Annotated in this window: 19 protein-coding genes and 1 riboswitch; of the genes, 9 read left to right on the forward strand and 10 right to left on the reverse strand. The window is 65.6% G+C overall.

From position 1 onward, the window contains the following. The first annotated feature begins 98 nt into the window (after positions 1–98). Entirely contained in the window at positions 99–3,362 is a 3,264-nt protein-coding gene (locus JOF47_RS18785; protein WP_210001195.1) for an HAD-IA family hydrolase, read from the forward strand. A 99-nt stretch (positions 3,363–3,461) separates the two neighbouring features. Here JOF47_RS18785 and JOF47_RS18790 read toward each other — a convergent pair whose 3' ends face one another. The 4 genes from JOF47_RS18790 to thiM all read right to left on the reverse strand — a co-directional run bounded on the left by JOF47_RS18790 (position 3,462) and on the right by thiM (position 7,831). Further along, positions 3,462–4,784 carry a uracil-xanthine permease family protein gene (locus JOF47_RS18790; protein ID WP_210001196.1) on the reverse strand — a complete coding sequence of 441 codons (1,323 nt, stop codon included), beginning with the start codon at positions 4,782–4,784 and terminating at the stop codon, positions 3,462–3,464. Positions 4,785–4,875: 91 nt separating this feature from the next. Further along, complete coding sequence (gene thiD / locus JOF47_RS18795; RefSeq protein ID WP_245356427.1) at positions 4,876–6,357, reverse strand: bifunctional hydroxymethylpyrimidine kinase/phosphomethylpyrimidine kinase; 1,482 nt, start codon at positions 6,355–6,357, stop codon at positions 4,876–4,878. After that, a complete protein-coding gene (thiE, locus tag JOF47_RS22025) occupies positions 6,354–7,013 on the reverse strand; it encodes a thiamine phosphate synthase (protein ID WP_245356428.1) in 660 nt (219 codons plus the stop codon). The genes thiD and thiE overlap by 4 nt, the downstream gene beginning before the upstream one ends. Then, positions 7,013–7,831, reverse strand: coding sequence for a hydroxyethylthiazole kinase (gene thiM, locus JOF47_RS18800; protein WP_210001197.1), 819 nt, complete (start codon positions 7,829–7,831; stop codon positions 7,013–7,015). The genes thiE and thiM overlap by 1 nt, the downstream gene beginning before the upstream one ends. Continuing rightward, positions 7,823–7,924: riboswitch (TPP riboswitch) on the reverse strand. Its footprint overlaps the gene before it by 9 nt. Positions 7,925–8,045: 121 nt before the next feature. Between thiM and JOF47_RS18805 the strand changes: the two genes are divergently transcribed. Then, positions 8,046–9,509, forward strand: coding sequence for an aldehyde dehydrogenase family protein (locus tag JOF47_RS18805; RefSeq protein ID WP_210001198.1), 1,464 nt, complete (start codon positions 8,046–8,048; stop codon positions 9,507–9,509). Between the two features lie 89 nt (positions 9,510–9,598). Here JOF47_RS18805 and pgm read toward each other — a convergent pair whose 3' ends face one another. The 3 genes from pgm to JOF47_RS18820 are packed head-to-tail and all read right to left on the reverse strand — an operon-like array spanning position 9,599 to position 12,778. Next, positions 9,599–11,236 (reverse strand): phosphoglucomutase (alpha-D-glucose-1,6-bisphosphate-dependent), encoded by a 1,638-nt coding sequence (gene pgm / locus JOF47_RS18810; RefSeq protein ID WP_210001199.1) that lies wholly within the window; start codon positions 11,234–11,236, stop codon positions 9,599–9,601. A gap of 53 nt (positions 11,237–11,289) precedes the next feature. After that, complete coding sequence (locus JOF47_RS18815) at positions 11,290–11,589, reverse strand: protealysin inhibitor emfourin (RefSeq protein ID WP_210001200.1); 300 nt, start codon at positions 11,587–11,589, stop codon at positions 11,290–11,292. Between the two features lie 4 nt (positions 11,590–11,593). Continuing rightward, complete coding sequence (locus JOF47_RS18820) at positions 11,594–12,778, reverse strand: M4 family metallopeptidase (RefSeq protein WP_210001201.1); 1,185 nt, start codon at positions 12,776–12,778, stop codon at positions 11,594–11,596. 122 nt (positions 12,779–12,900) lie between these two features. Here JOF47_RS18820 and JOF47_RS18825 point away from each other — a divergent pair, with 122 nt between their 5' ends. The 3 genes from JOF47_RS18825 to JOF47_RS18830 all read left to right on the forward strand — a co-directional run bounded on the left by JOF47_RS18825 (position 12,901) and on the right by JOF47_RS18830 (position 14,903). Further along, positions 12,901–13,437: a DUF4190 domain-containing protein gene (locus JOF47_RS18825; protein ID WP_210001203.1), complete on the forward strand. Its 537-nt coding sequence runs from the start codon at positions 12,901–12,903 to the stop codon at positions 13,435–13,437. Positions 13,438–13,560: 123 nt separating this feature from the next. Beyond that, entirely contained in the window at positions 13,561–14,052 is a 492-nt protein-coding gene (locus JOF47_RS22030; RefSeq protein WP_245356429.1) for a helix-turn-helix domain-containing protein, read from the forward strand. An 11-nt stretch (positions 14,053–14,063) separates the two neighbouring features. After that, on the forward strand, positions 14,064–14,903 hold the full coding sequence (locus JOF47_RS18830; protein WP_342592842.1) for an IS3 family transposase: 840 nt from the start codon (positions 14,064–14,066) through the stop codon (positions 14,901–14,903). 81 nt (positions 14,904–14,984) lie between these two features. Here JOF47_RS18830 and JOF47_RS18835 read toward each other — a convergent pair whose 3' ends face one another. Together JOF47_RS18835 and JOF47_RS18840 are read right to left on the reverse strand one after the other, a co-directional pair. Next, a complete protein-coding gene (locus JOF47_RS18835) occupies positions 14,985–16,442 on the reverse strand; it encodes a peptide MFS transporter (RefSeq protein ID WP_210001205.1) in 1,458 nt (485 codons plus the stop codon). A gap of 51 nt (positions 16,443–16,493) precedes the next feature. Then, a complete protein-coding gene (locus JOF47_RS18840) occupies positions 16,494–17,879 on the reverse strand; it encodes an amidase (protein ID WP_210001207.1) in 1,386 nt (461 codons plus the stop codon). A gap of 220 nt (positions 17,880–18,099) precedes the next feature. On the opposite strand from JOF47_RS18840, the gene JOF47_RS18845 reads away from it, so the two are divergent. Together JOF47_RS18845 and pheA are read left to right on the forward strand one after the other, a co-directional pair. After that, positions 18,100–18,426: a rhodanese-like domain-containing protein gene (locus JOF47_RS18845; protein ID WP_210001209.1), complete on the forward strand. Its 327-nt coding sequence runs from the start codon at positions 18,100–18,102 to the stop codon at positions 18,424–18,426. Next, a complete protein-coding gene (gene pheA / locus JOF47_RS18850) occupies positions 18,423–19,352 on the forward strand; it encodes a prephenate dehydratase (RefSeq protein ID WP_210001211.1) in 930 nt (309 codons plus the stop codon). The genes JOF47_RS18845 and pheA overlap by 4 nt, the downstream gene beginning before the upstream one ends. Here pheA and JOF47_RS18855 read toward each other — a convergent pair. Then, entirely contained in the window at positions 19,349–20,392 is a 1,044-nt protein-coding gene (locus JOF47_RS18855; RefSeq protein ID WP_210001214.1) for a diacylglycerol/lipid kinase family protein, read from the reverse strand. The genes pheA and JOF47_RS18855 overlap by 4 nt on opposite strands. A gap of 38 nt (positions 20,393–20,430) precedes the next feature. Between JOF47_RS18855 and serS the strand changes: the two genes are divergently transcribed. After that, entirely contained in the window at positions 20,431–21,717 is a 1,287-nt protein-coding gene (serS, locus tag JOF47_RS18860) for a serine--tRNA ligase (protein WP_210001216.1), read from the forward strand. A 203-nt stretch (positions 21,718–21,920) separates the two neighbouring features. Further along, the gene (locus JOF47_RS18865; protein ID WP_210001218.1) at positions 21,921–22,772 is read left to right on the forward strand and encodes an HAD family hydrolase; all 852 of its coding nucleotides are present in this window, start codon (positions 21,921–21,923) and stop codon (positions 22,770–22,772) included. Positions 22,773–22,865: the final 93 nt, after the last annotated feature.

A 22,865-nucleotide genomic window follows, 5' to 3' on the forward strand; every position in this document is an offset into this window, starting at 1 on the left:
ACCTCCGATTCGAGGGCCCTCGGGTATTCCTTGACTTGTGGATCGCGTGATTCTAGCGTTCGAGGTGCTTCGATCGACACGGAACGGATGATCTCAATATGCGTGAACCCTTCACACCCGCCGTGCCATATCGGCATCGGGACTTCAAGGCTGTTCTCTTTGATTTGGATGGGGTCTTAACGCCCACGGCCGAGGTCCACCGAGAAGCCTGGCAGCAGTTGTTTGATGAATTCTTCACCGCGTTGGGCGAGACGCGGGCCTACACCGAGGAAGACTACTTCGCCCTTGTGGACGGACGTCCGCGCTATGAGGGCGTGGCCGCGGTACTGAAGGACCGCGGCATCGAATTGCCGTGGGGGCATGAAACCGACGCCCCGGGGCAGTCATCGGTTTGTTCGCTGGGCAATCGCAAGAACGACGTTTTCCGTGCCATTCTGCACGAACAAGGCATTGAACCGTATCCGGGCTCGCTGGACTACCTGCGGCAGATCCAGGAAGCCGGCCTGGACGTTGCGGTCGTGTCTTCATCACGGAACGCCGAAGACGTTCTGGAAGCCGCAGGCCTGCGCAATGAATTCAGTGTTGTGCTCGGCGGGCTCCAGGCATCCGAACGTGGCCTGCCGGGAAAGCCTGCCCCTGATACATTCCAAGCGGCAGCCCTTGACCTTGGCTGGTCCGTTAACGAATGCGTGGTCATTGAGGATGCCATTTCCGGTGTCCAGGCGGGCGCCGCGGGCGGTTTCGGGTTGGTGGTGGGCGTTGCCCGCGACCAGCCCGCAGAAGCGCTTCGCGAGGCCGGCGCCGATGTGGTGGTTGCCGACCTCAGCGAGCTTGTTGGCAAAAGAGCCAGGGATGCCTGGAACCTGGACGCGTGGTCCTATAGCCGAGAGCATCCCCGACCCGCCGACCCTTCCGTAGAACAGACCGTTTTCGCCCTGGGCAACGGCTTTCTGGGCATGCGCGGGGATTCGCTGGGAATCGGCGATTGCGTCAAGGGGATGTTCATCAACGGACTTCACGAGACATGGAAAATCCGCCATGCCGAGTCCGCCTTCGGCCTGGCGGAAACCGGGCAGACGATGGTTGCCGCGCCCGACGCCAGAACCGTTCGCGTGTACATCAACGACGAAGCCCTGGAAGTCGGACGGACCGAAATCCTGAAGGACGATCTCCGGCTGGATTTCAAGGACGGAACGCTTATTTCCGATACCCTGTGGCGCACGGCGGAGGGCCATCGCGTCTCCGTGCGGACCCGCAGCATGGTGTCATTCTCCGAACGCCACCTGGCCTTGTTCCGCATCAGCGTCAGGTTGCTCGATGCCCCGGCACACGTCTTTGTGCAGTCCGCAGTGATCGGTCAGGCCACGGGAACCCCGGTGATCACTCCGGCCGAGGCAGACGCGGGTGAAATCGCCTTCGATCCTCGGAAAAAGGAAGAAAGCGGAGAAGAAAGCCTTCAGCCGGGCGGCACCTACGACGACGGGGAGATCGAGGCCCTCAGCTACTACGTCAAGGGATCAAACATGTCCGTGGCAACGGCGATTCAACACGTCGTCAGGGTCGCGGGCGGCGATCCGGAAATCGAGAAAACCCACGTAGTCGCCGATGCCAAGGCGGAATGCAATGTTTCGGTCTATCTGGACCGGGACCAGGCGCTGCACATGGATAAATTCGCCTCGTACCATAGCTCGCGCCGGCACACCGCGGAGGAAATGACCACCAGGTGCGTCCGGGCGCTGAAGCACCTGGTGCCGCGCGGAGCCGACGAACTTTTTTGGAAACAACGCGAATTCCTGGGCGAGTTTTGGTCACATGCCGATGTCGTGGTGGACGCCGATCCGCTGCTGCAACGAGCGATCCGCTGGAATCTCTTCCAATTGGCGCAAGCCTCGGCCCGCGCCGACGGCATGGGGATCTCCGCCAAGGGCGTATCCGGGGACGGCTATAGCGGTCACTATTTCTGGGACACGGAAATCTATGTGCTTCCGTTCCTGACCTATACCAACCCGCAGTGGGCCCGCAACGCACTGAGGGCCCGGGTGAGCATGATTCCGGCCGCGCGCCGGCGCGCCGCAACGCTCAACGAGCACGGCATCCTCTTCCCGTGGCGCACCATCAACGGCGAGGAAGCCAGTGCCTACTATCCCGCGGGAACGGCGCAGTATCACATCAACGCGGACGTGGTTTATTCATTGGCAAGGTATGTGCGGGCCAGCGGCGACTCCGGCCTGATGCTCAACGGCGGCGCCGAAATCGCCGTGGAGACGGCACGGCTTTGGAGCTCCCTGGGTTTCTGGCGCGACAGCTCCGACGGGCCCAGCTTCCACATCCACGGAGTGACGGGCCCCGACGAATACACCGCCGTGGTCAACGACAACACCTTCACCAACGTCATGGCCCGCTTCAACCTGCACTATGCGGTGCGGCTCATGGGATACCTGGCCGAGGAGTTCCCCGAGGACCATGCGCGGATCACCGGGGAGCTTTCCCTGACCCAGGACGAAATCGACCAATGGCTCCGGGCCGCGGACGCCATGCACATCCCGTTCTCCGAATCGGTGGGAATCCACCCGCAGGATGCAGGATTCCTCAACCGCGAGGTGTGGGACGTGACGGGAACCCCGGCCGAGCACCGCCCCCTGCTGCTGCACTACCACCCGCTGGTGATCTACCGGTTCCAGGTGCTGAAGCAGGCCGACACGGTGATGGCGTTGTGGCTGCGCTCCTCGGACTTCAGCGACGAAGAAAAACTGGCTGACTTCGACTACTACGACCCGCTGACCACCGGGGATTCAACGCTTTCGGCCACGGTTCAGTCCATCCTGGCGGCCGAAGTCGGATACCGGGACTTGGCCTACGAGTACTTTGAGCATGCCCTGAACGTGGACCTGGAAAATCTGCACGGAAATACCGCGGACGGGGTGCACGTGGCCTCCACCGGCGGCGTCTGGGCGGCCCTGGTCTATGGATTCGGCGGACTGCGCGACGACACGGGGGAGCTGCGGTTCGACCCCAGGCTGCCGGTCGGCTGGAATGCCTTGCAGTTTTCCCTGCGGTGGCGCGAAAACGAGGTCCGGTTCCGGGTGGAGCCTGATGTTTTCACGGCGGAACTCACGGCCGAAACGATCGACAGCGAATTGCCGGTGACGTTCTTCCTGCGGGGCACGGAGTACGCCCTGACGCGGGAATCGCCGCTCCTGTGCATCCCGCTGCAGGGTCAGGGGCCTTTGCTGGAGGGCGCGCCCAGCATCGACTCGGTCTTTGCCATGCAGCGGGAGGACGGCTCGCCGCTGACCTCCAGCATCAAGAAGCTGACGCATGAAGAGGAGCTCCAGGCCGAGCCGCCGATCGTTGTCACCTGATCACAGCATCATTTGCGGACCGCGGGTGGCCGGCAAAACGCTAGAAGCCCGGCGAAAAGGCCAAGAGGAACTTTCGCCGGGCTTCTCGTTTATGCGTGGTCAGCCGATCTTCGAGTGGGTGGCGCCGCCGATTTCCTCGATGTCGGTGGGCTCCGTGCCGCGGGCACGGGCGATGGTGCGCATCAGGTGGAAGACCACAAGCGTCGCGATGGTGCCCAGGGCGATGCCGCCGAGCTGGACCGAACCGATCTCCAGGTACGTGGTGATGGCGATGGCAATGATCAGGCCGGTTCCCGCGGTCATCAGGTTGATCGGGTTGGAGAAGTCGACCTTGTTCTGCACCCAGAGGCGCGCGCCGATGACGCCGATCATGCCGTAGAGCACGATGCCCGCGCCGCCGGAAACACCTGCCGGAATGGTGTTGATGACGGCGCCGAACTTCGGGAAGAAGGCCACCGCGATGGCCACGAAGCCGGCCACCCAGTAGGCGGCGGTCGAGTACACGCGGGAGGAAGCCATGACGCCGATGTTTTCGGCGTAGGTGGTGGTGCCCGAACCGCCGCCGAAGCCGGCGAGCATCGTCGCCGCGCCGTCTGCCATGAGGGCGCGTCCGTTGACGTCGTCGAGGTCGCGGCCGGTCATCAGGCCGACGGTCTTCACGTGGCCGATGTTTTCGGCGATCAGGACGAACACCACGGGCAGGAAGACCAACAGCGTCTCGAGGTGGAAGGTCGGGGTGGTGAAGGCGGGAAGGCCGAACACCGCGGCCTCCCCGATCGGCGCGAAGTCGACCTGGCCCTGGGCCAACGCCACCAGATAGCCAACGACCAGGCCGACGAGGATCGACAGGCGGCCCAGCAGGCCCTTGAACAGCACCGCCGAGACGGCAATGGCCAGCACGGTGCTGAACGTGGTCAGCGGGAACTCCTGCATCGGCTTGAGCGTCGCCGAGGCCAGGTTCAAGCCGATCAGCGCCACGATGGTGCCCATGACCACCGGGGGCATCAACGCGTGGATCCATCCCGTGCCCGACTTCTGGACGATCAGCCCGATGACGAACAGTGCGGCACCCGAAACCACGATCCCGCCCAGCGCGCCGGCCATGCCGTAGCCGGAGGCCATGGCGGCGGACACCGGGGCAAGGAAGGCAAAGGAAGAACCCAGGTAGCTTGGCACCCGGCCGGCGGTGATGACCAGGAACAGGAGGGTGCCGACGCCGGAGAAGAACAGCGTGGTGGTCGCCGGGAAACCGGTGATGGCCGGGACCAGGACCGTGGAACCGAACATGGCCATGACATGCTGCACGCCGATGGAGATGGTCTGCGGCCAATGCAGGCGCTCGTCGGGAGCAACCACCGTCCCGGGAGTAATGGTCTTGCCGTTGCCGTGCAGTTTCCAGCCAATGCCGAATCGGTTGCTCATGGGTGCCTTCCGGGCGCGAGAGTTCAAGATGAGTGATGCCAAACGGGTTTCACGTGGAACGAAATACGTTGAAACCCGTTTGGCATTTTACTCACTTGGTTCCGTGATCGACACCTTGCCGGTCGGCGGCCGTCTGCGCGAAGAAGTACAGCTCGTGGGCGCTTGATGCCTCGAATGCCTTCCACATGTTCGTGCGCGTCCGTTGGTCCGCCGCGTCGAAGAGCACCCGGGCAACCTCGATGGCCTGGGCCGTCGACTTGTCGAACTCGGGGGAGGAATAGGTGGCCAGCCAGTCGTTGTACGGGTGGGAGTCGTGGTTTGCCGCGGCGAGCCGCGAACCGACGTCCTGGTAGATCCAGAAACACGGAAGCAGGGCGGCAACCAGCACCGCGTAGTCGTTGGAGCACGACACCAAGTGGTTCAGGTAGGCGGTGGTTGTGGCGCTGGGTTCCGGAACCCGTTCCTCCAGCCGCCCGCGGTGCAGCTTGAGCTCCTCCTCCAGGCAGCCGCTCGCATTCGCCGCCCAGAACCGCTGGTCCTCGGTGGTCGGCGCCAGCTCAGAGGCCCGCGACATGACCCGCGCGTAGGTGCGCAGGTACAGGGCGTCCTGCCCCAGGTAGTCCTCGAAGTCCGCGCGCCCCAGCGTGCCGTCCTTCAGCCCGCGGATGAATGCAAGGCCGTCGATTCCGCTGCGGATGGATTCGATGGCTTCCCACCACAGCCACATCGAGTCGTTGGCGGTCGCCAGCGGTGCGCCGGCCCAGAGCTGGCCCAGGTGGTTGACCGGGCCGTGCCCGCTGCCGACCCGCAACTGGTCCGCTCCGGCGATCGCCGCTGTCAGCCACCGCTTGGACGCGGTGAGCGACTGGACCCAGTCGCCGGTCCGTGCGTAGAACGTTGCCAGGGCCGAGGAGAAGGAACACCCGGTGCCGTGGGTGTTCCCGGTGTCCAGGCGCGGGGAGACGACCTCGTGCAGCACCCCGTCGGCATCGATCAGCGCATCGGGGCAGTCCGAGCCGGCCAGGTGGCCGCCCTTGGCCAGCACCAGCACCGAATATGTTGCGGCGACCTGCCTGGCCTGGATGACGACTTCCTCCCAGGTCGTTGCGGCCTCCGCGCGGGCGATGACGGCAAGCTCAGGGATGTTCGGGGTCAGCACGTCGGCGTGTTCCATGAGCCGGCGCAGGGCGTCCTCGGCATCGGCGTCGAGCAGCCGGTCCCCGCTGGTCGCGATCATCACCGGGTCAAGGACCACCGGAACCGGGGAGGAGAGGCGCACTGCGGCAAGCCAGTCGGTAAGCGTTCCGATGATGCCTGCGTTGGCCAGCATGCCGATCTTGATGGCATCGATGGCGATGTCGTCGGACACCGCAAGCAGTTGTTCGTTCAGGAATGGCGCCGGCGGCACGTGGACGGCCCGCACCCCGTGGGTGTTCTGGGCCGTGAGCGCGCTGACGACGGCCATTCCGTAGCCGCCGCAGGCGGCAATCGATTTCAGGTCAGCCTGGATGCCGGCGCCGCCGGAGGGGTCGGAACCCGCAATGGACAGGATGTTCTTGATGTCTTGGCTCATCGGGTCGCACCTTCCCAGGCGCCGAGCAGTTCGCTGCTGGCGGCCTGCGGGTCCTCCGCCGCGCAAATCGCGCGGACCACGGCCATGCCGGCCGCCCCGCTGGCGACGATGCCGTCGACGTCGGCCATTGAGAGGCCGCCGATGGCCACACACGGCAGCGTGCTCTGGCCGACGGCCCGGGCCAGGCCCGCATGGCCGAGCGGTTCGGGATGGTCCTTCTTGGTGGGGGTTGCATGGACCGCCCCGACGCCCAGGTAGTCGATGGTGCCGGGGAAGCGGGCGTTGAGTTCGTTGGCGGCGGCGATCTGCGCATCCTTGGAGGCGCTCAGGCCCAGCACCGCGTCGGGGCCGATCAGCGCGCGGACCAGTTCGGCGGGGATGTCGGACTGGCCGATGTGCACACCCTGCACGCTGGCGCCCGCGGCTCGGGCCGCCAGGTACACGTCGACGCGGTCGTTGACCAGCAGGTCGGCGCGTCCGGCGGTGTGGACGGAGGACTTGCGGACCACCTCCAGGAACTGGGCCGCCGGCATGTCCTTGCATCGCAGCTGGACCGTCTTGACTCCGCCGGCAACCGCGGCCGCAATGATTTCATCCAGGGGCCGGCCGGCGGTCGAGGCCGAATCGGCAACCAGGTAGACGCTGAGTTCCCGCATCAGGAAAGCACCGCCTTTTCCTTGAGTTCCTGCGGGCCGACCAGGGCCAGCGCGTCGAGGAAGTTCACGGCGAAGGTGCCGGGCCCGTTGCTGAGAAGTTCAGCGCGTTCGGCGGCGGCCGAGTAGAACGCATGTGCCGCGACTGTCGCGACCAGCGGGTCGTCGTGGACCGCAAGGAATGCCGCGCAGATTGCCCCGAGGGCGCATCCGCCGCCGGTCACACGCGTCAACAGGCTGCTGCCGCCGTGCACCAGCACGGTCCGCGTGCCGTCGGTCACCAGGTCCCGCGGGCCGGAAACCGCAACGACGGCACCGGTGAGCAAGGCCAGGGACCGGGCATGGGATGCGGCGGATTCCACCGAATCCGTGGACTCGACCCCGCGGCCGCCGTTGCCGGACTCCGCAAGCACCATGATTTCGGAGGCGTTGCCGCGGATGGCTGTCGGGTTCAGACCGCGCAGCTCGAAGGCCAGCTCGGTGCGGACCCGCAGGGACCCCACGGCAACCGGGTCCAGTACCCATGGCGTGCCCGCGGCGTTGGCCGCAGTGACGGCCTCAAGGGCACCGGCACGCTGTTCGGCGTAGGGGGTGCCCAGGTTGATGAGGGTTCCGGAGGCAATCGCGGCAAAATCGCCGGCCTCCCCGGGCAGGTCGGCCATGGCCGGCGAGGCGCCGGCGGCCAGCAGCACATTGGCCGTGAAATTGGTGACCACGCTGTTGCTGATGCACTGGATCAGGGGGGTGGAGGCGCGCAGGGCCGACACGCAGTCGGCCAACTCGCCGGGGCTTACAACAAATGAAGGCGCAATGGATTCCATTAGCAACATCCCTCCGCTAGTACGAACTAGATCAGGTGCGACGGGTCTTATCTCAGTTGGGCGCCCATGCGCCCAACACCCCGTGTCACTAAGCGCGAGCCTATCCCACGACCGGGCCTGCAGTGCAACTACATTTCTTCCGCCGGCGATTAGGGTACGGCACGCCGGGCGCGGCACACTGTCGGAGCGGCTGGCCTCGCCGTAGGCTCTGGGTATGGGCATTTTTCCTTCCAATTCCGAACCCGTGGCTCCCCTCGAGAGCGCGGCGTTGAACGAGCTTGAGCTACCCCGGGTCGTCGCGGAGGATCCGGCAAAAATCATCGAAATCGTTGACGCCATGCACGATGTGGTGGCCACGCGTTTGGCGCACCCGCGGCGCTTCAGGGCATCGCAGCTCAAGGCCCTGGAACGCATGCTGGATGCGCACCAGCAGGACTTCATCGATGCGCTGGCCGATGACCTGGGCAAGAGCGCCGTCGAGGCGAAGCTTACCGAAATCGACATGGTGCGCGCCGAGATCGACCACGCCCAGCTGCACCTTTCGGAGTGGATGGAATCCAAGGCCGTGAAGATCCCGCTGGCGTTGCATCCCGCGGCGGCCAAGATCGAACCGCAGCCGCTGGGCGTGGTGCTGGTCATCGGCCCGTGGAACTACCCGCTGCAGCTGATGCTCGCCCCGCTGGTTGCGGCCATCGCCGCGGGCAACGTGGCGGTGCTCAAGCCCTCCGAATTGGCCCCCGCCACGTCGATCGCGCTGGGGAAGCTGCTCCCGCAGTTCCTGGACCAGCGTGCCTACGCAGTGATCCAGGGCGGCGCCGGCACCAGCAAGGTCCTCCTGGAGCAGCATTTCGACCACATTTTCTACACCGGAGGGGAAAAAGTCGGGCGGATCGTGGCGCGCGCAGCGGCCGAACACCTGACGCCGGTCACCCTGGAACTGGGCGGCAAGTCCCCGGCCGTGGTGATGGACGGTTCCCACGCGGCCGTGGCCAGGCGCCTGGCCTACGGGAAGTTCATGAACGCGGGCCAGACCTGCGTGGCACCCGACTACGTGTTGGCCGTCGGGAACGCGGCCGAGCCCCTGGAAAAGCAGCTCGCCAAGGCCATCACCGGGTTCTACGGCAAGTCCCCGATGCACAGCCGCGACTACGGGCGGATCGTCAACCGGGCGCACTTCAACAGGCTCGTCTCCTACCTGGAGCACGGGGAGGTGGTGATCGGCGGCGGATACGACGAGGCGACGCTCAAGATCGAACCCACGGTGATGATCAACGTCGATCCGGACTCCCCGCTCATGCAGGAGGAAATCTTCGGGCCGATCCTGCCGATCCTCAAGGTCGACAGCTTCGACGCGGCGGTGCGTTTCATCAACTCGCGCCCCAACCCGCTGGCCGCCTATCTGTTCAGCGAAAACCCGCGCCTGCAGTCGTCCTTCGGCGACCAGGTGCGTGCCGGTGCGATCGTGCACAACGCCCCGAACCTGCACGTTGCCGTGCCGGGGCTTCCCTTCGGCGGGGTCGGGGCCTCCGGCATGGGTTCCTACCACGGCCGCCACGGTTTCGAGCGCCTCTCGCAGATGCGCCCGGTCATGGCCAAGACCGCGGTGGTCGACACGCTCAAGGCCATCTACCCGCCGTATACCTGGGCGAAGAGCAAGATCATCGACAAGCTGCTCTAGGCGGCGAAGGCCAAAGTGGCCAAGACGGGGGCGGCCGGCGGGAATCCATTCGATTCCCGCCGGCCGCCCGCCGTTTGGTCCGCATGCTCCTAGCCGAGGACCGAATCAACGATCGTCTTGGCCTCGGCCTGCACCCGGGCCAGGTGCTCGTCGCCGAGGAAGGACTCGGCGTAGATCTTGTACACGTCCTCCGTCCCGGAGGGGCGCGCGGCAAACCAGGCGTTTTCGGTGGTGACCTTCAGGCCGCCGATCTTCGCCCCGTTGCCCGGGGCCTCGGTCAGGCGTGCCGTGATGGGTTCTCCGGCGAGCTCGTCGGCCGAAACGTCGGTTGCCGACAGGCTGCCGAGCCTTGCTTTCTGCTCGCGGGTGGCCGGGGCGTCGATGCGCGCGTAGCTGGGCGCTCCGTGGGTTTCGACCAGGCGCGCGTAGTGCTGGGACGGGGTGGAGCCGGTGGTTGCGGTGATTTCGCTGGCCAGCAGGGACATGATGATGCCGTCCTTGTCGGTGGTCCACACCTTGCCGTTGTGGCGCAGGAACGATGCCCCCGCGGATTCCTCGCCGCCGAAGGCGCCGGAGCCGTCCAGCAGGCCCGGGACGAACCACTTGAAGCCCACCGGCACCTCCACCAGCTTGCGGCCGAGCTGCGCGGCGACGCGGTCGATCATGGAGGAGGAGACAAGGGTCTTGCCGATCGAGGCGTCGGCGTTCCAGCCGGTGCGGTTGGCGTACAGGTAGTCGATGGCCACTGCCAGGAAGTGGTTGGGATTCATCAGCCCGGCATCCGGGGTGACGATGCCGTGGCGGTCGGCGTCGGCGTCGTTGCCCGTGGCGATGTCGAAGGAATCGCGGCGGGCAATCAGCGAGGCCATGGCGGATGCCGAGGAGCAGTCCATGCGAATCTTGCCGTCGGTGTCCAGCGACATGAACGCAAAACGCGGATCGACCTCCGGGTTCACCACCGTGAGGTCGAGCCTGTGGGTTTCGGCGATTGCCGCCCAGTAGTCGACCGAGGCCCCGCCCATGGGGTCGGCGCCGATGCGCAGCCCCGCGTTGCGGATCGCGTCCAGGTCCAGCACCGAGGGCAGGTCGTTGACGTAGGAGGCCATGAAGTCGAAGGCGCCGATCTTGCCGGTCAGCCGGGCTGCGCCCAGGGAGGTCCGCTTCACGCCGCGCAGCCCGTTGGCCAGCAGTTCGTTGGCGCGGCCGGCGATCCAGGAGGTGGCGTCGGTGTCCGCGGGGCCGCCGTGCGGCGGGTTGTACTTCAGGCCGCCGTCGGCAGGCGGGTTGTGCGACGGGGTGATGATGATGCCGTCGGCGCGGGCGGCCGACGGGTTGGCATTGTGGGTGAGGATCGCGTGGCTGAGCGCCGGGGTGGGGGTCCAGCCGTTGCGCGAATCGGCGAGGATGACCACGTCGTTTCCGGCAAGGACCTCAAGGACGGTGTCCTGCGCCGGGTCCGAGAGTGCGTGGGTGTCCTTGCCCACGAAGACCGGCCCGGCGATCCCTTGTCCGGCACGGTACTCGACGATGGCCTGGGTGATTGCGGCAATGTGGTCCTCGTTGAAGGATCCGTTCAGCGAGGAGCCGCGGTGTCCGGAGGTTCCGAAGGCCACCTTCTGGGCGGGGTCGGAGGCATCCGGGTGGATCGAGAAGTAGGCGTCGCGAACCGCGGAAAGATCGATCAGGTCCTGGGGCAGTGCCGGGGTGCCGGCTCGAGGGTGAGACATGATCCAATATTCTCATGTGACGTCCGGCGCCGCCCGTTCAACGGGCCGTGGGATCAACGGGCCGTGCGAATCACGTGTTCGGCCAGCTGCCGGGCGGGTCCGGTCAGCAGGGTGTCCGGCACCCGGTGGTCCTCCCCGTCGATGGAGAGGAACCAGTTGAAGGCATCGCGGACCTGGCCGGCGCCGTCGTCGGTGTCGAGGCGGCGAAGCTGTTCCAACGCGCCGTTCGCCAGTCGAACCCAGGGCTCGTCTTCCGGCGGCGAATCGTGGACATGAAGCTCAAGAACGCCAGCGCGGGAAATGCCTGCCACCCCGCCGCTGCGTTGCACCCGCACAATGAATAACTCGTTCATGGTTTCACGCGGCTTCTTGTTCGTCCTTGACCTGCGGAACCACTCCCACGCCATCCCAGGCTGCGGCCAGCGCCTTGTCCTCCACCGAGCCGACGCCGTAGTCCCGGCGGGCCTGCAAGAGCGTTTGCCCGGCGAAGGTCGCGAAGTTTGAATCTTCCGGAATCGACCGGGTGACGACGACGTTGAACCACACCGACCCCGCACGTTCCCACGCGTGGCCGCCCAGTGCCGTTGCAAAAAGGTAAAACGCGTGGTTCGGAATGCCCGAGTTCAGGTGCACGCCACCGGAGTCCTCCTTGGTGTGGATGTAGGAGTCCATGTGGGCCGGCTGCGGGTCACGACCTATGAGGGGGTCGTCGTAGGCGGTGCCCGGCGCGGCCATGGATCGCAGCGCCTTGGCGTTGACCCGCGGGTGGAACAGGCCCTTGCCGATGAGCCAGCTGGCGCTGGCTGCATCCTCGCCGGCGGCGAATTGTTCCACGAGTGCTCCCAGGACATCGGCAATGGATTCGTTCAAGGACCCGGACTGGCCGCGGTACTTGAGATTCGTCGTGTACTGAAGCAGCCCGTGGCCCAGTTCGTGGGCGATGACGCTGAGCGAGGAGGTGAAGGAATTGAAGATCTCCCCGTCCCCGTCGCCCATGACCACTTGCGTGCCGTCCCAAAACGCGTTGTCGTACTCTTGGCCGTAGTGCACGGTGCCGCGCAACGCGAGCCCGGCCCCGTCCAGGCTGGAACGCTTGAACTGGTCTGCAAGGAATTCATGGACTGCGCCGAGTCCGTCATAGGCCCGGTTGACGTCGTCGTCGTCGACCGGGGCCCCGCCCTCGGCCCGGGCCAAAATGCCCGGGGTGACCTCGACCCCCTGTGCATCGCTGATGGTGCGTTGCAGGCTTCCGGAAGGTTCGATAATGATTGCCTGGGCAGGGGTTTCCCCGCGCTGGCGTTCGTGGCGCAGAGCCTGGTCAAGGAGGAGCGTTTGCCTGGCGCGGGCGGCAATCCGGGTGCGGGTCCGCGGCCCGACGGGATCGTTGGCTTCGCCGCGCGGTGCACGGGCCATGAAAGTGCGCATCGATTCCGGGGCCTCCCACGCACCGTCACATGCGGCCATGGACGCCAGCAGATACGGCGGCACCGCCCGGTGTTGGCCGTGGTCGTTCGAGGTTTTCGTGTTGCTTTTCTTGCCCATGGAACCAACTCTTCCATCGCATCCTGAGTGGCCGGTGTGAACGTGCTGAGGGCGGCGATTGGATAAAGTGGAGAGTGAAACCGCGTGCGAAGGCCGTGGTCGGTTGGTGTTGGGAGTAGGCCATGAAGGACCCGAAGGACGCGAAGAACAACGACGCGAACGAGCCATCCTTTGCCGATCCGCACGATCCCCGGTGGTCGCAGGGTCCCCAGGCGGCACCCGCGCCGGACAACCGGCCGGGCCCGGTCGGAAATCCGTACCAGGACCAGCCCTTGTACGCCCCGCCGGGAACCCCGCAGAACCCGTACCCGAACCAGCCGCCCCACGCGCCGCAGGTGAATCCGCAGGCCGGCCCCTATGCGCAGCAGCAGCCGATGCACGGGCAGCCGATGGGCCACGCATCCGCAACGGGTGTTTCGAATGTCCTGGGCATCATCTCGATGGTGGCGGGCATCCTCGGCCTGTTGACCACCGGCATGCTGTTCCTGCCCCAGCTGGCCGCCGTCGTTTGCGGGCATCTGTCGCTGCGCCGTGAAAGGCCGCACCGGGGCTTCGCCATTGCCGGCCTGGTCACAGGCTACGTGGGCTTGGCCATCGGGTTCCTGGTCTTCGCCGGATTCTTGGCGGCGTTTGCCGGCGCTGCAAGCGTCAGTCTCTAGACGACGAACGGCGGCGGCGTTCCCGCCGAGCCTCGTGGAAACAAAAATGGTGGTTTTGCATTTTGAACTGCTCCCCGGAAGTTGGACTGAATAATTCAGTTCCATACTTCCGGGGAGTTTTTCATGTATCCACATAGTTCATTGACCGCCGAGCAACGGCTGGCCGCCGTCGATCTCTTCGAGGAAGGATTCGGGCATGTCGCGGTATCCTCAAGACTTGGAGTCAGCGCCGGTGCCGTTGAGAAGCTCGGGGAACGTTTCAGGATTTGGGGTAGGGCAGCGTTGGAAGGCAAACCGACCAAGCAGGTGTATTCCTTCGAGTTCAAGCTCGAGCTCGTCCGCCGGTACCTCTCCGGCGATGCGACCGCGATGGACCTTGCCCTCAAGCACCAGCTGAATTCCCCGGCCCAGGTCCGCAACTGGGCGAAAATATACCGGGAACAGGGCGAGGACGGACTGCGCCCCAAGCCCAAGGGCCGACCGAGGGCGGCATCCAGTCCCGAGCCGACCGAACTCACAGAGCTCGAGAAGCTGCGCCGCGAGAACCAGCGCCTGCAGGCCGAGAACGCCTACCTAAAAAAAGTGCGGGCCTTGAGGAACCACCCACCGCGCTGAAGATCAGCGCGGTGATCGCCCTCAAGGCATCCCACCCCCTGCCCCTGCTCCTGGCCGCGGCAGGGCTGCCCCGTTCCACGTTCTTCCACCGCCAGGCAGCACTCAAGACCCCTGACCGGCACGCGGAACTCCGCACCCGGATCCACGGGATCTTCACCGAGGCCAAGGGCCGCTACGGGCACCGGCGCATCCACGCCACCCTGGCCCGCGAGGGCCGGCACGTGGCCCGCAAGACCGTGCTGAAACTGATGCGCGAGGAAAACCTGGCCTGCACGGTCCGCAGCCGCCGCCGCTACTCCTCCGACAAGGGCCAGGTCGGCAAGATCGCCGAGAACAAGCTCAAGCGCGAGTTCGACACCGCGGCGCCGAACCTGAAGTGGGTGACCGACGTGACCGAGTTCAAGGTCGCGGACCGCAAGGTCTACCTCTCGCCCGTCATGGACCTCTTTGACCGTTCGATCGTTTCCTACTCGGTTTCGGAGTCGCCGACCGTCGCCTTCACCAACCAATCACTCATCGGGGCCATCGAGACCCTGGCCGCCGGCGAGGCCCCGATGGTGCACTCGGACCAGGGATTCCAGTACCAGCACTCCAGCTGGCAGAAGCTCCTCAGCGACGCCGGGATGGCCCAGTCCATGTCGCGCAAGGGCAACTGCCTGGACAACGCGGTGATGGAGAACTTCTTCGGGCACCTGAAGGAAGAAATGTTCCACCACCACGAGCACGCCGGCATCGAGGCGTTCACCACCGACCTGAAGGACTACATCCGCTGGTACAACACCGAGCGCATCTCGTTAACGCTCGAGTGCCTGAGCCCGATGGAATATCGGGCCCAGGCACTCGCTGCGTAGACTTTTACTTACCGAGTCCAACTTTCGGGGGCCAGTTCATTTCGGCAAAACCACCATTTTTGTTGGGGCTCGGTGCGCTGCTTAGCGGACCTCGCCCATCAGCTTCTTCAGCGGACGTGCGCCGATGGCCAGGGCGAGGCCCAGAACAATGGCGGTTCCGCCGAGGGCCAGGAAGTAGGTGATCTCGTTGCCCTCGGTGTAGAAGCCGGCAAGGATGCCGGCCAGGGTGGTGCCCAGCGAAATGGACAGGAAGAACAGCGCGATCATCTGCGTGCCGAAGACCGCCGGGGCCAGCTTGGTGGTCACGGACTGGCCGATCGGGCTCAGCAGCAGCTCGGCCAGGGTGCAAAGCATCAGGATGCCGACCAGGGCCATCAGCGGGGTCTTCTCGAAGGACTCAAGCGGGATGAAGGCCAGGAACGCCAGTCCCACGATGAACAGCGAGAGCGCGAACTTGATGACGGTGCCCGGCTGGCGGGTGCCCAGCTTGGTCCACATTGCGGCGAAGGCGGCGGCCAGGATGATGATGAAGACCGGGTTGATCGACTGGACCCAAGAGGCCGGAACTTCCCAGCCGAACAGTGTGCGGTCCAGGCGTTCTTCCGAGTACACGGCGATGAATGTGAACTGCTGCTGGAACAGTGCCCAGAATGCGGCCGAAGCGATGTACAGCGGGATGAAGGCCAGCACGTGCTTGCGCTCGGTGGTCGTGATGCGCTTGGAGCGCAGCATGATCGTGAAGTAGACGACCGAGGCGATGATGACCGCGTAGGCGATCGTCATGGCAAGGGTTTCGACGGTGACGATCTTCAACGCGAAGAGTGCAACCACCACGGCGATGAACGCGGCGACGATCCAGACGTACTTCATGCGTTCGTTGGCCGGCAGCGGGTTGATGACCTCGTGGACCGATGCCGGAAGGTTCTTGCGGCCCATCATGTAGATGGCGACGCCGATGGCCATGCCAACCGCGGCGGCTGCGAAGCCGACGTGGAAGCCCCAGGTCTTGTGCAGGAAGCCGGTCAAGATCGGGCCGAGGAAACCGCCGATGTTGACGCCCATGTAGAAGATGGAGAAGCCTGCATCGCGGCGGGTGTCTTCCTTGGAGTACAGCGAGCCGACGAGCGCGGTGGCGTTGGCCTTCAAGCCGCCGGAGCCGATGGCAACAAGGATCAGGCCGATGGCCAGGCCCGCGGCGCCAGGGATCAAGGCAAGGCCGATGTGGCCGGCCATGATCAGGAATGCCGAGTACAGCAGGACCTTCTCGGATCCGAGGACGCGGTCGGCGAGCCAGGCTCCGAGGATGGTGCTCAGATAGACGGCGCCGCCGTAGGCGCCGACCAGCGAGAGTGCCAGTTCCTTGGGTAGTCCAAGTCCGCCTTCTGCAACGGAGAAGTACATGTAGTACGCGAGGATCGCTTGCATGCCGTAGAAGGAGAAGCGCTCCCACATCTCGATGCTGAAGAGATTCGACAGCGTGCGGGGGTGACCGAAGAAGCCAGTCGAGGACTGGTCCTTAGACAGGGTGGATGTAGACATGCTTCAATTTTTCGCCTGTGAGGCGCGTCATGCCCACTTTGTTGACCAATCTCACATTTCGGAAAGCTGCGCCGCGAGGGCCAAAAGCTGGATTTCCGACCCCGCCCGACCGATAATCTGCACGCCCATGGACAGGCCGTCTGCGGTTGTCAGCGTGGGAACCGTGACGGCCGGCAAACCTGAGACGTTCACCATGGAGGTGAACGGCGTGTACTGGCACTGGCGCATGTAGTCGGTGTCGGCGTCCTGCGAGGTGTAGTAGCCGATTTCCGGGGGAGTGTGGGCCATGGCCGGGGTGAGCACCACGTCGTAGCGGCCCCACTGGGTACGGAAATCCGCGGCGATTTCGGTGAGCCTGGCGGCGGCGGCCAGGGAGACCGCGACCTCGCGGGCGGTGGCCCGCTCGCGGAAGGATCGGGCCAGCGTTCCCAGTTTTTCCTCGCGGCCCGGCGGTAGCCGCGCCGCGGCCAGTCCGGAGGTCCACACGGTGGAGAAGGTCTCGGGATACATCGTGTCGTAGTAGATTTCCGCCTCCTCGACGTGGTGTGCGCGCCGGTTCAGGGTCTCGATGGCCTTGTTCAGGGCGGCGTGCGCCTCGGGGGACAGTGAAATCCGGTAGGCCGAGGCGAAGGGGCTGTCGGTGCTGACCCCGATGCGCAGCCCGCGCAGCGAGTCGATGCCGCCGGATCGCAGCGTGTCCAGGAAGGTGCCCTGGGACGGGTCGATCATGGCGTCCATGAGCAGTGCGGCATCCAGGGCGTTGCGCGCCAACGGTCCGGAGACGGTGAGCCGGGGAGCGCCAAAGGCATCCAGCGTACCGTCCAGCACGTCGCTCGGGATGGTGCCGAGGCCCGGCTTGAGCCCGATCAGCCCGCAGGCGGAGGCGGGGATGCGCACCGACCCTCCACCGTCGTTGCCGGGGCCGAACGGCAACATGCCGGCGGCGACGGCCGCGGCCTCGCCGCCGCTGGAGCCGCCCGCGGAAAGCGCAGGGTTCAGCGGGTTCCGCGCGGGAGGCGCAATGTCGTTTTCCGAATGGCAGCTCAGGCCGAATTCCGGAACCTGCGTCTTTCCCAGTGAAATGGCCCCGGCACCGGAGAGCGTGGCAACCAGCGCGTTGTCCTTCTCCGCGGCCTGGGCCGGAAGCGCGGCGGTGCCGTAGCTGGTTGGAACCCCCGCGACATCAAGTAGGTCCTTGTAGGCCAGCGGCATTCCGTGCAGCGCCCGCAGCGGCTCCCGCTTGGCGGCAAACTCCTCGTCCGCGCGTCGGGCCTCGTCCATTGCCCGGTCCGCCGTCACCGTGATGAACGACCCCAGCGACGGGTTGAGCGCCTCGATGCGCCCCAGGAAGTGCCCGCCGACCTCGCGCGCGGAGAGTTCCCCGGCGGCCAGCGCATCACGGAGTTCCAGTGCGGTGAGTCCTGAAATCTCGCTCAAGGTGGTTTCCTCCGGTCGTGCGGTGCGGGTCGAATGCGTGGTGGTTCATGGCGGGAGTCGGGACGCCCACGTATTGACACTAGTACGAGTCGCGGCCGGCGGACGCCGATCATTCGGCACCGGGTGCGCCAGGCTTCCGGCGCGACGCAAACGGGAACCGGGCCCGGGGGAGCGATAGGCTGGATTGCAGAAGAACAATGCCGCCTGCGCAAGGAGAATCATGAGTGATTTTGAAACCGTATCCGTCGACCAGGTGCCCGCAGGAGCGCTTGTCCTCGACGTTCGCGAGGACTACGAATGGGTCGAAGGCCACGCCGCAGGCGCCGTACATATTCCGCTGGGGGAATTGCCGGTACGTTTCGAGGAACTCGACCCTGACACAGACACCTATGTGATCTGCCGGACCGGAGGCCGCTCGGCCCAGGCCGCTGCATGGCTGGTGTCCCAGGGCTACACGGCCCTGCTCGTCGCCGGCGGAATGGGGGACTGGCTTGAAGCCGGCCTGCCGCTGCGCAGCGAGAACGGTCAGGAGCCAACGGTTCGATGATCTACACCTACTTGGGCCCGGCCGGAACCTTCACCGAGGCAGCGCTGCTGCAGGTCCCCGACGCCCGCACTTCCGAACGCATCCCGGCGGCGAACGTCAATGCGGCGCTGGAAAAGGTCCGTTCCGGCGCGGCCGATGCCGCCATGGTCCCCATCGAAAACTCCGTGGAGGGCGGCGTCTCGACCACCCTCGATGCCATCGCCACGGGCGACGCGCTGCAGATCGTGACGGAGGCGCTGGTCCCGATCACCTTCGTGCTGGCCGTGCGGGAAAACATTGATTCCCTGGAGCAGATCCGCACCGTTTCAACCCACGGGCATGCGTGGGCGCAGTGCCGCGGCTGGGCCGAATCGAATATTCCGCAAGCGGAATTCGTTCCGGCGTCCTCGACCGCGGCCGGCGCTATCGCCTTGCTGGACGGCGAATCCAACCACGATGCGGCCATCTGCTCGCCCCTGGTGGCGCAGGAGCGCGGGCTGAAGGTGCTGCGCGAGGAAATCGAGGACTACAAGGGCGCCGTGACCCGCTTCATCCTTGTCACCCGGCCGGGCCCGATCCCGGCGCCGACGGGCATCGACAAGAGCACCGTGATCCTGCCGCTGGCGGAGGACCGGCCAGGCGCGCTGATGGAGATCCTCGAGCAGTTCGTGGTCCGCGGCGTGAACCTCAGCCGCATCGAATCTCGACCCACCGGCGAGGGCATGGGCCGCTACTTCTTCTCGGTGGATGTTGACGGGCACGTGGCCCAGGCCCGGGTCGCAGACGCGCTCACCGGGCTGCACCGGGTGTGCCCGGATCTGCGTTTCCTTGGGTCGTACCCGGCCGCCGCGGGGCTTACCTCCGCGGTGGATGCGCACAACTCGGACGAGGCCTTCAACCGGGCGCAAAGCTGGGTCGGCGGGCTCCGCGAACGTTTGCTCGGTTAGGCCAGACGGATCTTGAGTGAGGCGGGCTTCACGTCAACGCGGAGCCCGTTCACCAACCCGGTCGCATCCCCGTCGATCTGCGTGTTCATCGGTTCGTGGCAGCGCAGCGACAGCGACGCCGAGGGGTAGAAGCCCATCACGGGAATCGCGCCGCGGGCCCTGAACGCGGTCTTCAGGAAGATCCAGCCCCACCCGGCGGCGCTGCGGGGGCTGAGCACGACGACGTCCAGGACACCGTCGTCGATCTTTGCCTCGGGCACCAAGTCCAGGCCCTGCAATTTGCCGCAATTGGCAAAGAGCACCGAGCGGACACTACGGGTCTGCTCGGAGCCGCCGTCCAGGGCAATGGAAATCTTCTTGCGTTTGCCCGGTAGATGCCGGAATCCGGCCTCCGAATATGCGAGCCAGCCCACCTTGGCCTTGAGCTCTTCGTTGGTGTCGTCCATGACGTCGGCGTCGGAGCCGACCCCGGCGATGACAAGGAACGCGTGTTCGCTTTCCGAGCCGTCGACATGTTCGAGCCTGATGCTGCCGGTGTCGATGGAGCGCACGGGGCCGCGGACGGCACCGAAGGCGGCCGTTGCAATGTCGTCGAGCGGAACATCCACGTTCCTGGCCAGCAAGTTCCCCGTGCCCAGCGGAATGAGCCCCAGACTGGCCTCGGTGCCCCTGAGGACTTCTGCCACGGCACGGACGGTCCCGTCGCCGCCTGCCGCGATGACCACGTCGCATCCGGCATCCAGTGCCCGGCGTGCGGCGCCCTGTCCTGGGTCGTCGGGTTCGGTTTCAAGGACCATGGGTGCGGCGAGCCCTGCTTCGGCACACACGTGTTCAACGGCGGAGGCCGCTTGTTCGGTGCCGGACTTGGTCGGATTGAGCACCAGCGCAATCTTGCGGGCGGACGTCGTGATACCGACTTTTGGCGTCAGGACCTCGGGCCGGTTGCGGTCAACGAGCCTCCGCACGGAGAGCCAACTCAAAGTCGCAGCGGCGCCCGCGGCGCCTGCCGTAGCGAGGGCAATAAGTCGATTGCGTTGCATAGTGCACTCAGCCTAACCGGGATTGCTAGGCTTAGGTCGTGATCGACGTAAAACTACTCAGTGAAAATCCAGATACCTTCCGTGCCTCGCAGCGCGCCCGTGGGGCGGATGAGTCCCTGATTGATGCGATTTTGGACGCCGACATCCGGCGCCGCGAGTCGATTGCATCCTTTGAGGCGCTCCGAGCCCAACAGAATGCCTTCAGCAAGAAGGTCGGTGCGGCCAAGGGCGAGGAAAAGCAGGCCCTGCTCGCCGAGGTCAAGGAACTGTCCCAGAACGTCAAGGCGGCCCAGGCCGCCTCCGACGAAGCGGCAGCCGCCTACACCGCCCTGCAGCGTTCAATCCCCAACCTCATCCAGGACGGCGTGCCGGCCGGCGGCGAGGACGACTTCACGGTCGTCAAGCACGTGGGCACCCCGCGCGACTTCTCCGCCGACGGCTTCGAACCCCGCGACCACCTCGAGCTGGGCGAACTGCTCGGCGCCATCGACATGGAACGCGGCGCCAAGGTTTCGGGCTCGCGCTTCTACTTCCTCAAGGGAATCGGCGCACGCCTTGAAATCGCGCTCATGAACATGGCCCTGGACCAGGCGGTGCAAAACGGGTTCATCCCGATGATCACCCCCACCCTGGTTCGCCCGGAGATCATGCAGGGCACCGGCTTCGATGTCGAGCACGATGACGAGATCTACAAGCTCGAGCGCGACGACATGTACCTTGTCGGAACCTCCGAGGTGGCCCTGGCCGGTTACCACGCCAACGAAATCCTTGACCTGAGCGACGGACCCACCCGCTACGCCGGCTGGTCCACCTGCTACCGCCGCGAGGCCGGTTCCGCGGGCAAGGACACCCGCGGCATCATCCGCGTGCACCAGTTCAACAAGCTGGAAATGTTCGTCTACTGCTCCCCCGAGGACGCGGCCGCCGAGCACGCCAAGCTGCTGGCCTGGGAAGAGGAAATGCTGGCCAAGGTCGAGCTGCCCTACCGCGTCATCGACACCGCGGCCGGAGACCTGGGCATGAGCGCGGCGCGCAAGTTCGACTGCGAAGCCTGGGTCCCGACCCAGGACGCGTACCGCGAACTGACCTCCACCTCCAACTGCACCACCTTCCAGGCTCGCCGCCTGAACATCCGCGAACGTGAAATCGGTGCCGACGGCAAGCCGGGCAAGACCCGTTCGGTGGCAACGCTGAACGGCACGCTTGCCACCACGCGCTGGATCGTCGCCATCCTGGAACACCACCAGAACGCCGACGGCACCGTCAACGTGCCCGTTGCCCTACGTCCGTACCTGGGCGGCATGGAAGTCATGCAGCTCATCTAAGGCCAACCGCCACAGGCTTGGTGCCCGCCGGGCGCCGCACCCTCGTTCACGCCTTCGGCTGCACGTCCCCCGCAGGGACGGTTCCGAAAGCGCAGTAGGGGGATTGCGGCGCCCCGCGCATTTAACCGCGGTTTCATCCGGATTTAATCCTCGATGTGCGCCAGCTCATGACGAAAATTCGCTTTTGATGCTTCACTGGATAAATGACAGTGATGACAAGGACCGGCATCGAAGACCGGTCAGAAGCAACCCAAAAGTACATGATCTGCCTTGACGTGGACGGCACTCTGGTGAACCACGACGGGGCCATGAGCAGGGCCGTGAAGGATTCGGCCCGCGCCATCGTAGCGGCCGGACACGAGGTGGTCATTTCGACCGGGCGTTCCCTCGGCGCGACCCTGCCGGTGATCCGCATGCTCGGCATCGAGAACGGCTTTGCGGTGTGCTGCAACGGCGGCGTGACCGTGCGCCTTGATGCAAGCCTGGACGAGGGCTACGAGGTCGTTGAACGCAAGACCTTCGACCCCGCCCCCGCACTGCACGCCCTGCGCGAAGCCCTGCCCACCGCCAAGTATGCGCTGGAGGATGACCAGGGCAGGTTCCTCTCCACGGAACGCTTCCAGGATGCAAGCTTCGGCGTCGTGGCAAACCCGGTGACCCTTGGCGAGATGCTCGAGGCAACCGCGGTGCGCCTTGTGGTCTTCTCGACGGACGCCACGGCCGAGGAATTCGGCGCTGCGGTCAGCGTGATGGGGCTTGCCGGCGTCACCTATTCGGTGGGCTGGACCGCTTGGCTGGACATCGCCGCCGAGGGCGTCACCAAGGCCAGCGGGCTCGAGGACCTTCGCGCGAAGCTCGGCCACGAGATCGACGCCACCATCGCCGTGGGCGACGGCCGCAACGACATCGAGATGCTCACCTGGGCCGGCCGCGGGGTGGCCATGGGCCAGGCCCCCGACGAGGTCAAGGAATCGGCCGATGAAGTCACCGAAGGCGTGGACCAGGACGGTCTGGCCGCGGTCCTCTGGGGCCTTCTGGAAAACACCGAGTCGTAGCCGGCAGCGGCCGCCCGGCACCATGCGCATGTCTGGTGCCGGGCGGCCCGACCGGGCCACGAGTCCGGATCGATATTTAATCCATTCGAAAGC

Origin of the sequence: Paeniglutamicibacter kerguelensis, assembly GCF_017876535.1 — a bacterium.
In the GTDB taxonomy this organism is placed as follows: domain Bacteria; phylum Actinomycetota; class Actinomycetes; order Actinomycetales; family Micrococcaceae; genus Paeniglutamicibacter; species Paeniglutamicibacter kerguelensis.